Annotated in this window: 12 protein-coding genes and 1 pseudogene; 5 read left to right on the plus strand and 8 right to left on the minus strand. The window is 62.2% G+C overall.

The features are described from left to right. Positions 1 to 22: 22 nt before the first annotated feature. Positions 23 to 2,083 (minus strand): hydantoinase/oxoprolinase family protein, encoded by a 2,061-nt coding sequence (locus tag WCB02_RS10050; protein WP_423957911.1) that lies wholly within the window; start codon positions 2,081 to 2,083, stop codon positions 23 to 25. A 266-nt stretch (positions 2,084 to 2,349) separates the two neighbouring features. On the opposite strand from WCB02_RS10050, the gene WCB02_RS10055 reads away from it, so the two are divergent. The 3 genes from WCB02_RS10055 (at position 2,350) to WCB02_RS10065 (ending at position 6,195) form a co-directional block, all read left to right on the plus strand. Next, complete coding sequence (locus WCB02_RS10055; RefSeq protein WP_423957928.1) at positions 2,350 to 3,015, plus strand: GntR family transcriptional regulator; 666 nt, start codon at positions 2,350 to 2,352, stop codon at positions 3,013 to 3,015. A 73-nt stretch (positions 3,016 to 3,088) separates the two neighbouring features. Next, positions 3,089 to 4,462: an aspartate aminotransferase family protein gene (locus WCB02_RS10060; RefSeq protein ID WP_423957913.1), complete on the plus strand. Its 1,374-nt coding sequence runs from the start codon at positions 3,089 to 3,091 to the stop codon at positions 4,460 to 4,462. Further along, positions 4,459 to 6,195 (plus strand): acetolactate synthase catalytic subunit, encoded by a 1,737-nt coding sequence (locus WCB02_RS10065; RefSeq protein WP_423957915.1) that lies wholly within the window; start codon positions 4,459 to 4,461, stop codon positions 6,193 to 6,195. The genes WCB02_RS10060 and WCB02_RS10065 overlap by 4 nt, the downstream gene beginning before the upstream one ends. Before the next feature lie 74 nt (positions 6,196 to 6,269). On the opposite strand, the gene WCB02_RS10070 is transcribed toward WCB02_RS10065, so the two are convergent. The 5 genes from WCB02_RS10070 to WCB02_RS10090 are packed head-to-tail and all read right to left on the minus strand — an operon-like array spanning position 6,270 to position 10,219. After that, positions 6,270 to 7,040 carry an ABC transporter permease gene (locus WCB02_RS10070; protein ID WP_423957917.1) on the minus strand — a complete coding sequence of 257 codons (771 nt, stop codon included), beginning with the start codon at positions 7,038 to 7,040 and terminating at the stop codon, positions 6,270 to 6,272. Further along, positions 7,037 to 7,798 (minus strand): ABC transporter permease, encoded by a 762-nt coding sequence (locus WCB02_RS10075; protein WP_423957919.1) that lies wholly within the window; start codon positions 7,796 to 7,798, stop codon positions 7,037 to 7,039. Before WCB02_RS10075 ends, WCB02_RS10070 begins: the two co-directional genes overlap by 4 nt. Further along, the gene (locus WCB02_RS10080) at positions 7,795 to 8,547 is read right to left on the minus strand and encodes an ABC transporter ATP-binding protein (RefSeq protein WP_423957921.1); all 753 of its coding nucleotides are present in this window, start codon (positions 8,545 to 8,547) and stop codon (positions 7,795 to 7,797) included. The genes WCB02_RS10075 and WCB02_RS10080 overlap by 4 nt, the downstream gene beginning before the upstream one ends. Positions 8,548 to 8,555: 8 nt before the next feature. After that, on the minus strand, positions 8,556 to 9,491 hold the full coding sequence (locus WCB02_RS10085; RefSeq protein ID WP_423957922.1) for an ABC transporter substrate-binding protein: 936 nt from the start codon (positions 9,489 to 9,491) through the stop codon (positions 8,556 to 8,558). A gap of 44 nt (positions 9,492 to 9,535) precedes the next feature. Further along, positions 9,536 to 10,219 (minus strand): TetR/AcrR family transcriptional regulator, encoded by a 684-nt coding sequence (locus WCB02_RS10090; protein ID WP_423957923.1) that lies wholly within the window; start codon positions 10,217 to 10,219, stop codon positions 9,536 to 9,538. 192 nt (positions 10,220 to 10,411) lie between these two features. On the opposite strand from WCB02_RS10090, the gene WCB02_RS10095 reads away from it, so the two are divergent. Next, positions 10,412 to 11,188 (plus strand): cyclase family protein, encoded by a 777-nt coding sequence (locus WCB02_RS10095; protein ID WP_423957924.1) that lies wholly within the window; start codon positions 10,412 to 10,414, stop codon positions 11,186 to 11,188. A 24-nt stretch (positions 11,189 to 11,212) separates the two neighbouring features. After that, positions 11,213 to 11,674: a hypothetical protein gene (locus WCB02_RS10100; RefSeq protein ID WP_423957925.1), complete on the plus strand. Its 462-nt coding sequence runs from the start codon at positions 11,213 to 11,215 to the stop codon at positions 11,672 to 11,674. Between the two features lie 426 nt (positions 11,675 to 12,100). Here the strand turns inward: WCB02_RS10100 and WCB02_RS10105 are convergent, their stop codons facing one another. Both WCB02_RS10105 and WCB02_RS10110 read right to left on the minus strand, forming a co-directional pair. Continuing rightward, entirely contained in the window at positions 12,101 to 12,868 is a 768-nt protein-coding gene (locus tag WCB02_RS10105; RefSeq protein WP_423957926.1) for an SDR family NAD(P)-dependent oxidoreductase, read from the minus strand. 33 nt (positions 12,869 to 12,901) lie between these two features. Beyond that, a pseudogene (locus WCB02_RS10110) lies at positions 12,902 to 13,337 on the minus strand (cyclase family protein); the annotation flags it as partial.

Consider the following 13,337-nt stretch of genomic DNA (forward strand, 5'->3'; position numbering starts at 1 on the left):
CTGGATCCATGACACCGCACCTCTATTGGAGCTCGATGATGTAGTTTCCGGCCATTGTCACGCGCAGCCGGTCTCGCGCTCCCACCAGGATGGTGGTGGTGGCTTCCTCGACGATGGCCGGCCCGTCGATCAGAACCCGCGGCGCAAGCGACGCTCCGATGAAGACGGGCACCTCGCGCCAGTCACGATCCGGATCAACCCAGATTTCGCGGCGGTCATCCGGCTTTCCGACCCGAGCAGTGCGAGTGGCATGGTATCGGGTCGGGCCGCGATCCAATGCGCCGAACCCGCTTACCTTGATCGACACGACCTGATGCTGGCCGTCCGGCTGAGTATGGCCAAACAGTCGTTGATGCTCCGCTTCAAATCGCTGTCCGATTACGGCGACGGGCTCTCCGCGATCCACCGCGACCGGGATTGCGGACTGTTGACCGGCGTATCGGATGTTCCATTGCGTGACGAAGCGGCGGCCGTCGGGCCCGAACCCTTCCCCCTCCAGCATGGCTGCCGCCTCACCAATCAGAGCATCGCCAATCTGCGTCAGGTAAGGGCCATGCTGCTGCTCCAGCGCAATCGGCACGCTGCGCTGCAGATCGTACCGAATATCGGTGTTGCACATGCCGAACGCACACAGGATTCCGGCGAGGCGGGGAACGAAGACATTTTGACAGCCAGCTAGGCGGGCGATGCTGGCCGCGTGCAGGGCGCCCGCCCCCCCGCCCGCCACCAGCGTGAACCGTCGCGGGTCCAAGCCTTTCTCGATGCTGACATTCTCAACCGCATGCAGCATCGTCTGCTCGGCAAGGCGTATTATTCCGGCGGCGGCCTCGACCGGCTGAAGTCGAAGCGGCTCAGCCACATGCTTGCGGATGGCTTCTTCGGCAAGCCAGCGGTTGAGCGCGATCGCGCCGCCGCCGTAGGCACCGGGCCGCAAACGGCCAAGCAACAACTGTGCGTCCGTGACGGTCGGCTGCACGCCGCCCCGCTCGTAGCAGACCGGTCCGGGATGCGACCCCGCCCCCCGCGGCCCGACCGACAGCAGTCCGCCTTCGTCCACCGTTGCGATCGATCCGCCACCGGCGCTCACGGTCATGATCTCGACCGACGGGACGGCTGCGCGCAGTCGATCGATATCGAGCAGATCGGTCATGCCGATTTCGCCGTCCCTCATCATCATGACGTCGCAGCTGGTGCCGCCGACCTCAAGCGAGATCAGATCGTGATTATCGGCGTCGTGCTGGTAGTGGGCGAGTGCGCCGGCCGCGGCCGCCGGACCGGACAAAAGCATTGCAGCGGGTCGCCGCGCAATTTGAGGGACCGAGGCAACTCCCCCGTTGCTCTGGACGACAAGCAGCTTGCGCAGCCCGAACGCGCGCAGCTGCTGCTCCAGCCCCTCCAGGTACGGCACCACGCGAGGCGCCACATAGGCATTGATCACCGCGGTGGATGCCCGCTCGTATTCGCCGGCGATCGGCGCGAGCTCGCTCGACAGCGTCAACCAGACGTGCGGCGCGTGCCTTGCGATGATGTCGCGACAACGGTTCTCGTGTTCGGGGTTGCGGTAGCTGTGAAGAAGGCAGACGGCGACGGACTCGACACCGAAAGCCAACAGTCGCTCGAGCGCCCTCAGCACGGACGCGGCATCGAGCGGCACGACCGGATTGCCGTCGACGTCGATCCGCTCGATGACGGAAAGACGGCGGTGCCGCGGGACCACGGGATCCGGCCAGGGAGTGCGATGGTCCCAGGGGTTGTCGCGCCAGCCGCGACGAATCTCGATGGTGTCTCGGAATCCCTCCGTGCCGAGCAGGCCGACCACAGCGCCGGTTCTCTCGAGCAGGGTGTTGGTCGCGATGGTCGAGCCATGCACGAAGAGGCTCGTATGCGACAAAAGATAAGGAAGCGTTGTGCCGAGCTGGCCGGCCGCCTGGTGCAATGCCTTGATGACACCCTGCGCCGGATCGGCCGGGAGGCTTAGCGATTTGCTGGCATGTACACGGCCTGCAGAGTCCACAATACTGACGTCGGTGAAGGTCCCGCCGATGTCCACGCCGATACGAAAGGAAACCGCCACCAAGTCCATTTGCACGACCTCTTCCTTTTGATGTATCAGGCACCAAATATCGTGTGTCAAGTGATTTAAGCCGTTTCGTCATTCAGGCCCTTTCCGCGCCACCTTGGAGGGTGTTGGGGCGCAGGACAGGCGGCCTGCCGAGCGTCGGTGCCAATCTCGGCCGGATTGATGCAACAAAGCCCGCCTCGCCGCTTGAATTCCCGGCTCCTGCCACCCACAGTGACCCTATGTTGTCCAGCCCCCCTGATTCGTTGCTGCCAAAAGCTCCGGTCGAGATGCCTTTGCTTCCTCTCGATCGCCAGACCAGCCTTGGCGAGCTTGCCTATGCCTCACTGAAGGAGGCGATCGTGCGCGGCGAATTCTCGGCCGGCCAGAAGCTTACGGTCCGGGCGGTCGCTCAGGCGCTGAGCGTCAGCACGACCCCGGCGAGGGACGCGATCATGCGGCTCATCGGCGAGGGAGGTCTCGTCAATATCGGACCAAAGACCGTCATTATCCCGCCGCTGACGTTGGGGGCGCTCGATGAAGTGACGGCAATCCGGTTGGTGCTCGAGGGATTGGCCGCGGGGTTCGCCACCGAACGCATCACCAAGCAGGCAGTGGCCGAGCTTAAGGCGCTGCAATTACAGATCAATGCCGCACTCGATGCGGCCAACTACCCTGCCGCCCTCAAAGCCAACAAGGCGTTCCATTTCTTGATCTACGAAGCCGCTCAGATGCCTCGCTTGATGCTGATGATCGAGTCGCTATGGGTGCGGATCGGCCCCTCGCTCAACGACCTCTATCCGGAATTCGCCACCTCCCGGGTTGGGGTCAGCAATCATATGGAGGCACTCGCCGGCCTCGAGACGGGTGACAAGGCGAGGGTCCAGGCCGCCATTGAGAAGGACATCCGCGACGGCTACCGGCGGCTCGCGAGCCATCTCAAGCAAAGCGACTGAACAAACAATTTTGTTGCATCAAACATCATAACCGCCTATTCACGGCTGATCTTCAGTTCTGCGAGATCCCATGATGACGGTTCAATCAAGCCTCCCGCTGGCCGAGTCAGACGAGCAGCCCCTGATCGGGACGCGCTCATACGACGCCTATCGTCGAGCCCGAGACGTGTTTCCCGACGGCACCACGCGCGTGACGATCGAGCGCGATCCTATTCCACGCTATGTGAGCCACGGTCGCGGCGCGTATCTGTTCGACGCCGATGGTCGAAAATTCCTCGACCTGAATGCCAATTTCACCACGCTGATCCACGGTCACGCCTTCGCGCCGGTCGTCACGGCGCTTGAGCGGCAGCTCCGGGACGGAACCTGTTTTGCCAATCCGACCGAGAAAGAAATCGAGCTTGCCGCGCTGATCTGCGGACGGGTTCCGGGAATGGAGCGCATTCGTTTCTGCAACAGCGGCACGGAAGCGGTGATGTTCGCCATCAAAGCGGCCCGGGCCTGGACGGGTCGTCCCGCCATCGCCAAGGTCGAGGGCGCCTATCATGGCGCCTATGACTGGATCGAAGTAAGCCAAGCCAGCACACCCGCGACCTGGGGCTCACCCGACGAGCCTCAATCGGTTCCCTACTACAGAGGCATGCCGACCTCGGTGCTGGATGAGGTCGTGACGCTGCGATTCAATGATCCGCAAAACGCGGTCCGCCAGATCAGGCGGCATGCCGCCTCACTGGCCGCGATCGTGCTCGACCCGATGCCGAGCCGGGCGGGCTTGATCGCACCGGACCCTGCGTTCATCACGGCTCTTCAGGACGTAGCCCGGGAACACAAGGTCCTCATCATAAGCGACGAAGTCTTGAACTTCCGCCAGAGCTTCCAAGGTGCGGCCGCCCGCTACGGGCTCGAGCCCGATCTCTATGCCCTCGGGAAGATCATCGGCGGAGGCCTTCCGATCGGCGCGGTGGCGGGCCGCGCCTGCGTGATGGAGATGTTCGACGCGGACAAGAAGAAGCCTGCGGTCCCGCAAGGCGGGACTTTTTCGGCCAATCCGATGTCGATGACCGCGGGTCTTGCGGCCATGCAGTGCCTGGATCATGCTGCTTTCGCCCATCTCGAGCGCCTTGGAGACAAGCTTCGCGCGCGATTGGAGCAGGCCATCGAGCGATGCCAGGTCGCATTCTCCGTGACCGGAGCCGCATCGCTGTTCCGCATCCATCCCAAGCGCCGACCGCCGCGTGATTTTCGCGAAGCTTTCTGGTCGCCCAGCGAGGCCGCGGTCATGAAGGAGATGACCCGGTTCTTTGCCGCGGAATGGATCCTTCTTCCAGATGCGGCTGCCGCATGCTTGTCCACGGCCATGGGTGAAGCCGAAATCGACATCATCGGGCAGGTGTTCGAGCAATTTCTGTCGAGTCAGGCGCAGCGCCTGCAATGGGAACCACGATGACACCGCGTGACAACGTAACGGTAGCCGAACGCGTCGCACTCGCACTCAAGCGGCACGGCGTCGACACCATCTTCGCGCAAAGCCTGCCGTCTGCCGTTATCCTTGCGGCGGAAGCGATCGGAATCAGGCAAGTCGCCTATCGTCAGGAAAACATGGGCGGCGCGATGGCCGACGGCTACGCCCGCGTCTCCGGCAAGATCGCGGTGGTGGCGGCGCAGAACGGACCCGCGGCAACTCTTCTCGTGCCGCCGCTGGCCGAAGCGTACAAGGCCAGCATTCCGGTGGTGGCCCTCGTCCAGGACGTGGAGCTGCCGCAAATGGACCGCAACGCGTTTCAGGAGCTCGATCACCTCGCATTGTTCTCATCCTGCGCCAAACGGGTCCGGCGCATCCTCACCGCCGACCGCGCGGACGACTATGTCGATGGCGCATTCGTCGCCGCCGGCACCGGGCGGCCGGGACCGGCAGTTCTGCTTTTGCCCGCTGACGTGCTGCGCGAACCGGCGGCTGCACCGCGCACACGCCGGAGCACGCACTCGGGGACCTGGCCGATTGACCGTACGCGGCCCGCGACCGAGGCGATCGAGCGCGCTGCGGACATGATCGCCCAGGCCCGCTCACCGGTGATCATGGCAGGCGGCGGCGCGGTTTCGCAGGGCGCTGCGGTTGCTTTGTCGCGACTGCAGGAGATCGCCCATCTCCCGGTCTTCACGACCAACATGGGCAAGGGCAGCGTCGATGAATTCCACCCCTTGTCGTGCGGAGTGTTGGGCGCCCTTATCGGACCGCGCTCGCTCGGCCGGCGCATGCGCCCGATCCTGGACGAGGCTGACGTCGTCCTGCTTGTTGGTACCCGCACAAATCAGAATGGCACCGACAGCTGGCGCTTGATGCCAAAGTCCGCCGAGCTCATTCACATCGACATTGATCCGGAAGAGATCGGTCGCAACTACCAAGCGCTCCGCCTGGTCGGCGATGCCCAGACGACGCTCGACGCATTGCGCGAAGCATTGCAAGCCCGTGATCTCAGCCGCCAGCAGAGCCGGCGGCCGAACCTCGAAAGACGGGTCGCCGCCGCCTGGAAGGCCTTCGATATCGACCGGGTTCCCTTGATAGATCCGAACCGACGTCCGATCCGACCGGAGCGGGTGATGCGGGATCTGCAGGATGTGCTGACGCCCGAAACGACGGTCGTCGCCGATGCGAGCTATTCATCCATGTGGATTGTCGGCCAGTTGCGCGCGTTGCGGGCCGGCATGCGCTTCATCACACCGCGCGGTCTCGCCGGCCTCGGCTGGGGGCTGCCCCTCGCGATCGGCGCCAAGCTTGCTCGACCGCAGCATCCGGTGGTCGCCATCGTCGGCGACGGCGGGTTCGCTCATAGCTGGGCGGAAATCGAGACGATGGTGCGCAGCAGGCTGGCGGTGGTCGTGATCGTGATCAACAATGGCGTTCTTGGATATCAGAACGATGCCGAGACCGTGAAGTTTGGCCGGTCAACGACCGCTTGCCAGCTGGGCCCGGTCTCTCACGCTGAGATCGCCCGCGCCTGCGGCTGTGATGCGATCCGCATCGACGCGCCCGAAGACGTGCTGCCGGCTCTGCGATCCGCAATCGAGTCGGGACGACCATGGCTGATCGACGTCATCAGCGCTCCGGACGCACACCCGCCGATTTCGCTTTATGACGGCACGCTCGACAAGCGCGACGTGATCGAGTCCGCGATCCAGTGAGGTGCGCTGGCGGCGGACGTGTCGTCCGTCGCGCGGGTCGCTGGACAACCACCGACTGGAGAATGACGGCAGCGTCACGCCCGCTGGATGTTCCAAGACATCAGTCTGCGCTCCGCAAGCAGGATGATCAGGTTTGCGGTAGCTCCGAGGAATGCCAGCAAAATGATGGCTGCGTAGAGTCGGGGTGCATTGAAGGAACGTGCGGCCAGCAGCGCCGCATACCCGAGACCGTTTTGTGCGGCCAGCATCTCGCCAAGAACGGTCAGGATCAGCGCCAGGGATATCGACACGCGTAGTGCACCGACCAGGTCGTGCGTCATACTCGGCAACCCGATCTTGAGCACGAAGGCCGGCCGCGAAAGGCCAAGGCAGCGTGCAACCTCTCGCAGGCGAGGGTCGATCAATGCAAATGCCTGAGCCGTGGAGAGCAGCGGCGGCCACACCGAACCAAATATCACGACTGCCAGGACCATCCCGGGCCCGAGACCGAGCAGCGAGATGGCGAGTGGGGCGACCGCCGATGGCGGTAACGGCCGGAGGAACTCAACGGTTGGCTCCACGTAGGCGCCGATCGTCGGCGAAATGCCAATCAACGTCCCGAGTCCGATTCCGAGGAGACTGGCCACGAACCAGCCTCGGAACATCAGCGAGACGGTGTCGCCCAATTGCTCCAGGAGGTCACCATGAGTCAGTCCGAAGCGCAAAGCCGACGCGGCCGCCCACGGGGTCGGTAGAAAGGCCGGCGAGATCGCACCACTCGCGGCGCAGAAATGCCACACAATAACGATGACAAGAACGCCAACGAACCCGAGACGCATCGGACGCAGGTTGTCGATGGAGCTCACGACGGGCCCTGCGCCGTATCGTTCCACCCGACAAAGAATGTTCGTTGAAATTGAAGACAAACGAAATTCATCCCCCAGCCGATCACCCCGACCCAGAACAGCATGGCCAGCATCGTCTCAGGATGCAGCATCTGCTGCGAAACAATCAGCGCGTAGCCCAATCCTTGCGGATTGGCAAAGATTTCGATCGTGACGGCAACGACCAGCGCATAAGCTGCCGCGAAGCGAAACGCCGTAAAGAGCTCCGGCGCCGCGGCGGGCAGAATGATCGAAATGAGGATCTTCAGGCGCCCCAGGCAAAGCAATCGCCCGACTTCGAGCAGCACGGCGGGGACGTTGGCGACGGCGCGTTGCGACAGAACCAGGACCGGCCACAGGATCGCAATCGCCACGACGGAGATCTCCATACCAAATCCGAAACCAAAAATAAGCATTGCCAAAGGGATGAGTGCGACAGCTGGTATCGGGCGAAGGATCTCGATCGCGAGAAAGGATAAGTGGAATGCAGTGCGGGACATGCCGAGCAGGATCCCGCACACCATGCCAGCTCCAGCACCGAGCGTCAGTCCGGCAAGAGCTGCGGCCAGGGTCTCGAAGGTCGCCCGGAGAAGGCTTCCATCCGCGATGGCGACCATCCCCGCCACAGCGACCTTGGACGGTGGAACGAGTATATCGCTGTCAGATACAGTCAAGCGAATCAGGAGTTCCGACGCCGCGATGCCGACAGCCGGGAGCACCCATGCGCGCCAATTCTTCACCTGTGGAATTCCGCCATGGCAGCAAAAAGTTCTCGGCGCAGGCGCAGAAACTCCGGATGTTCGCGCGTTGCGAGCTGATGCCGCGGGCGGGATAAATTCACCGGCACGACACGGGCAACGCGCCCTGGATCGGCGTGCAACGCAACGACCCGGTCCGAAAGGTAGATTGCTTCCTCCATGTCGTGGGTCACAAAAAACGTAATCGTGCGCCGTTCGGCCGCCAGACGGAGTACCTCGTCCTGCAAACCCTGACGCGTCATTGCGTCGAGCGCGCCGAACGGCTCGTCCATGAGGAAAATGCTCGGGTTCTGAGCCAGGCATCGGGCGATCTGCAGGCGCTGCTGCATGCCCCCGGACATCTGGGACGGATATTTGTCCGCATGTTCGGCGAGGCCGAGGGTTGAAAGGAGCCGCAGAATGATCTTGCCGCGGTCGGCAGCACGGACCCCGCACGCCTCCAATGCGAGGGACACGTTACCATAGGCGGTGCGCCAAGGAAGCAGGGCGCGGCCATAGTCTTGAAAGACAATCGCAATATCGCGCGACGGACCAGCGATGGGCTTGCCGTTGATACGGATCTCTCCGCAGGTCGGAGCGATGAGGCCCCCGATCAGGCGGAGCAATGACGTCTTGCCACAACCGGATGGGCCCACGACGCAAACGAACTCGCCAACCCCGATTGTCAGGTTGATCGCAGAAAGGACGTCGCGGCCGCCGAATGCCAGACTGACGCCCTTGAGCTCGATCATTGCCCATCTCAATGTGCAATGAACGCAACCGGATCGGGCTTTTTGCTCAAGAGTTCCTGTCTGAGCATGATTTGGATCCACGTATCGAGCCGCTCGGGTGTGACCTCCGCAACGACCGGCGGCAGATAAACATTGGCGAGGATTTCGGGCGGGTATTTCAGATACTCGCCAACTGCGCGTTTGGCCGCTTCCGGGTGCGAGATGGCAAAGGCCGCGCTCTCCGCGATAGCCTCCCGAAAGGCCTTGACCGCGTCAGGGTTGGCTTCGGCCCATTTGCGCGTGGTGACGTAAACACTCGTGGGCATTCCCTCGGGGAAATCCTGAACGAAATATGACAGAACGGTGCCGGTCTTTGCCTGAACGATACGCGTCGTCATTGGATCGGCGCTGATGACCGCGTCGACTGTGCCGGCCTTCAGAATGTCGTTCATCTGGGAGAATGGCGTCTCAACGAACTTGACCTGCTTGTAGTCAACGCCATTTCGGTCCAACCATTCTCGGAAAAGGATGTGCAGGGTCGCGCCAAACCCTGGAACGCCCACACGCTTTCCCACGAAATCCCGAGGCTTGCTGATAGCCTTGTCCGCTTTGACGACAATCGCATAATTTGTCGCGGTCTTGCTGGTGGATGCACCGCCCGCGGCTGCGACCAGGTCGAGACCCCCTTCGATCGCCTGCAGCACAATCGGTGTGCTGGGTCCGGCGATCTGAACGGAATCCGATTGCACTGCGGCTGGAAGCGTCGAATTCAACGCGATAAGCTGAAGCTGAACGTCCAGGCCATGCTTCTTGAAGAATCCCTCTTTTTGACCGACATAGAGGGCGACGGAGTCGGTGCTCGCGGTATAACCGATCTTCACCGGCGTGGCTGCCAGGGTTGGCACGATCAAGACGAAGGCGAGAAACGCGCCAAGAACAACAATTGTCGACTTTCGTATTCGCATCCCCATTTTTCTCCGGTTTGAAGGCAGCGCGTCGCTACCCTCCGTCAAGCAGGACAACGGCTAGGCGGCTGGTCTGCGGGGGGCAGCAAGGAATGAGAACTGATTGCAGCCAATTGGCGAATTCCCGCTGCAACGAAGGGCACCACGAGCGCCACGACCTTTTCCAAATCGGTGTTGTCACACAGGCCGTCGGACAGCCGTACGGCTCGATTGTTCCTGGCGTGGACTTGCGCACGAACACCAAGGGCGAACAGGTAGGCCCACACAGCATTGGACCGAGACAACCCAGGCAGAACCCGCATGAACTCGTCGATAAATCGCCTGGCGATGCCGTCAAAATATTTTATCATGAGCGCCTTCGAGCGCTCGTCGCTGCCAATCGTGATCGCCAAGATCATCTGAGTGTAGGCGGCGACTGTATCGGTTGATCCGCCGCGCATGTATGCGTGCGGCGCGTACAGGACATGCAGCAACTGTTCGAGGCTGGGGATGGAACCATCTGCATCGAGTGCGTCCAGTAGCTCAATGCGATAATTGTTGATCGCTGAGGAGCGCCGTTCGACGACTCTCTCGTAAAGATTGTCTTTGGTCGCGAAATGGTAGTGCAACAGGGCTTGATTCACACCGGCTCTCTTGGCGATTTCGCGCATGGCAGCGCCTTCGTACCCGTGTGACGCGAACACCTGCTCTGCTGCATCCAGGATCGCCTCTTGCGTCGCACTCGCCATTACCGCCCTACCAACGTACCATTCAACCTTAAAGTGAGAAATCCGTCAAGGAGCTTGAAACTACCTACCTGCATAGGAGCTCCGCACTTGACTTGACTGACTGATTAATTAGTACCTGCCTGCGGAGGCATTCGGTTCGCCTTCAGAGCATGGGCCAGATCCTGCCCATTGCGGCGAGCCGAAAGGGTCCGCATGCAACGCCAGATTGTCGATCTCTCGGTACCCCTGGAAAACGGCGTCCCCGCCGATCCGGCAGGGTACGAATTGTCCATTGAGTATCTTGGGCACAAGGACACCCTGCATTGGTGGACAGAGCGGTACAGAAATCTCGACCCGCAAACGCTTCGGAACGGAGAGGCATTTGCACTTGAGCGCCTCCATCTCTCGACGCACAACGGAACGCACGTCGACGCGCCGTGGCACTACGCGTCATCGATGATGAACGGCGATCCGTCCGCCAAGATCGACGAGATGCCGCTCGAATGGTTCTTCGGCCGCGGTGTAAAGCTCGACTTCAGACGGTTTCCGGACGGATACGTCGTCACGGCGGCGGATGTCGACGAGGAGCTCGGTCGTATCGAACATCAACTCGAGCCGTTCGACATCGTCCTTGTGAATACCTCCGCCGGCGAGAAGTTTGGCCAGCACGATTACGTCGAATCGGGCTGTGGCATGGGCCGGGAAGCGACGCTCTATCTCACGTCACGCGGCGTTCGGGTGACCGGTACCGACGCATGGTCCTGGGACGTGCCGTACAAGTTTATGGCGGAACGGTTCGGGAAGACCGGCGACGTCTCCCAGATTTGGGAGGGTCATCGGGCAGGGACGGAAATCGCGTACTGCCACATTGAAAAACTCAACAACCTTGAGGTTTTGCCGCCACACGGCTTTCAGGTTGCCTGTTTCCCGGTGAAGATCCGGGCGGCGTCTGCAGGATGGACCCGGGCGGTTGCAATCATTGATGAGTAAGGAATTGGTCAGCAGGGTCGGCAGATGAGCAAAAACAGCATGAGAGACCACGGAAGAAGGCTCGTGAATGACGCACTTGCTGATGCGATCGTCTCGGACGGACGGATGATTGACGACGCGGCTCTAGTTGTTCTCGGGCAGCAATTTGAAGCCCTCACGGCGAACATCAGGGCCGTCGAACAAAACTATGTTTCCCTGGTTGCAGAAAAAGCGGATGGTGATCCTGAGGCGGAAGCGGCTCAACTGATCGAGGCGCTCTCGCACAGACTTTCGTCAGTTGAGAAAGCAATATTGGGCGCGCCTGCGCCGGGCCTGGTCGGCCTGGGGGTAAAGGCCCGATTGGCCGCGGTGGCGGTCTCCGACTACTGGAGCCGGCCCCTCGATAATTTGCCGCGGGAAGCAAGAGCGGTACGTTGCCTCATAGAGGACGTATGCCGAGCTGCCGGCCTGGCCCTGCATGCCGCGGAGCCACCCGGCACAGCTTAGTTTGACGTACCGCCAGACAGCCCGCGATCGACCTCGGCCGCGGCGGCATCTAACGATTGCGGCCCTGCGCGCTGCGGGCAGCAGGACCATGAACGGCAAAGTTGCTCCGAACCAGTATGCTGTACCGGTTGCACTGCTATTTTCGCCCGCTGCCGTGCTGCGCGAATTAGCGGCTGCATGCGCCTTGTGCCAGAGCACGCGCTCCGGATCAGGCCGACTGATTGTACGAGACCCGCAACCGAGGCGCTCGAGCGCGCTGCGGACGTGATCGCCGCGGCTCGCGCACCGGTGATCATGGCGGGCGGCGGCGCAATTTCGGAAGACGCCGCAGAAGTTCAGCGCTCCGGCCGCCCACCCGCCCATTTCGCTTCATGACTGCGTGCTCGATGAGTTCGACGTGATTGAAGCCGCGATCCAGTAAGGTGCTCAGGCGGCGAACTCGCCGCCGGTGATGTCGACGGTCGCGCCGGTAATGAATCCCGCCGCCGGCGAGGCAAGGAAGGCGACGACGTCCGCCACCTCCTCCGCGGTTCCAAAGCGGCCGACCGGAATGCGCTTGAGAGCAGCGCTGTTGACCGCTGCCTCAGGCGGCCCCGTCATCGCGCTGAGAATCCGGCCAGGAGCGACGCAATTGACCGTGATACCGTGCGGGGCGAGATCGCGCGCCGCCGCTCGGGTCAAGCCGACGAGGCCCGCCTTGGACGCCGCATAATGTGGCCCCGCGATTAGCGGCATGGTACGGCCCGCGATCGACCCGATATTGACAATGCGCCCATGGTGCCGAGCAATCATCGCCGTCGCGACGAGCTGCATAAGAATGAATGGTCCGTTGAGGTTGACGTCGATGACCCGCGCCCATTCCTCGAGCGAAGTCTGCGCAAGCCACGGCGCGTCCAAGTCTTGGCGTTTGGGAGACATCCCCGCGTTGTTCACCAGAACCGCGATCTCGTCCCAACGCTGGCGGATGCGACTGATGAAACCGGCGATATCGTCTCGGCGCGTCACGTCGATCGTCTCGGCGACGAGCCGATCGACGTCGTGGCCGAAGCCGTCGAGCGCCCGCTCCACATGCTCTGATGTTCTTGCCAAAAAAGCGACGCGGCAGCCCTCGGCCAGAAATCGGCGCACGATCGCAAGGCCGATGCCGCTTGCGCCTCCGGTCACAAGAACGACGCGTCGGTCTGTTTGGCTCATCGGAGGCTCCCGGTTTCAACGCGCGGTGCAAGGTCAAACCGTCGCCAACGGCGTGACAGGCGAGCCCACGGCACCAGGCAGGCGCAGCGGGGGTGCGGTAAGGAGGAAGTATCGACGCTCATGTTGCCTCATCCAGTCGGCGAGCTCGGAAAGGTACCAGAGCTCGCCGAGTGCGACGCCAACCTTGAACAGGCAGAATTCGTGAAGCGGCAATGACGCGTATCTTTCGCCATCCGCCGCATGGGCGGGGAGCACCTCGATCCCGATGTTGTCTGAAATCAATGCAGCCAGCCCCACGGCGTCGATCCATTGAAGCAGCCGTTGGTCGCGTCCGTCCAGTTCGGAACAGCGAGCGGGGTGCACGTCGGCGGCATCGAGCGTGCCGGACGATGAGACAACCAGGTCACCAAAACCCGAATGGAAGCACACCAGGTCTCCCCGCTCCACCTCGATCCTGTCCGTCTCGAGT

It is taken from the genome of Bradyrhizobium sp., assembly GCF_049581145.1.
In the GTDB taxonomy this organism is placed as follows: Bacteria; Pseudomonadota; Alphaproteobacteria; order Rhizobiales; family Xanthobacteraceae; genus Bradyrhizobium.

Excerpts from the sequence above, each read along its gene's own strand:
- WCB02_RS10065 (WP_423957915.1), top strand. The coding sequence starts at position 4,459 with ATGACACCGCGTGACAACGTAACGGTAGCCGAACGCGTCGCACTCGCA.
- WCB02_RS10050 (WP_423957911.1), bottom strand. The coding sequence starts at position 2,083 with ATGGACTTGGTGGCGGTTTCCTTTCGTATCGGCGTGGACATCGGCGGG.
- WCB02_RS10055 (WP_423957928.1), top strand. The coding sequence starts at position 2,350 with ATGCCTTTGCTTCCTCTCGATCGCCAGACCAGCCTTGGCGAGCTTGCC.
- WCB02_RS10060 (WP_423957913.1), top strand. The coding sequence starts at position 3,089 with ATGACGGTTCAATCAAGCCTCCCGCTGGCCGAGTCAGACGAGCAGCCC.
- WCB02_RS10100 (WP_423957925.1), top strand. The coding sequence starts at position 11,213 with ATGAGCAAAAACAGCATGAGAGACCACGGAAGAAGGCTCGTGAATGAC.
- WCB02_RS10105 (WP_423957926.1), bottom strand. The coding sequence starts at position 12,868 with ATGAGCCAAACAGACCGACGCGTCGTTCTTGTGACCGGAGGCGCAAGC.
- WCB02_RS10080 (WP_423957921.1), bottom strand. The coding sequence starts at position 8,547 with ATGATCGAGCTCAAGGGCGTCAGTCTGGCATTCGGCGGCCGCGACGTC.
- WCB02_RS10095 (WP_423957924.1), top strand. The coding sequence starts at position 10,412 with ATGCAACGCCAGATTGTCGATCTCTCGGTACCCCTGGAAAACGGCGTC.
- WCB02_RS10090 (WP_423957923.1), bottom strand. The coding sequence starts at position 10,219 with ATGGCGAGTGCGACGCAAGAGGCGATCCTGGATGCAGCAGAGCAGGTG.
- WCB02_RS10085 (WP_423957922.1), bottom strand. The coding sequence starts at position 9,491 with ATGCGAATACGAAAGTCGACAATTGTTGTTCTTGGCGCGTTTCTCGCC.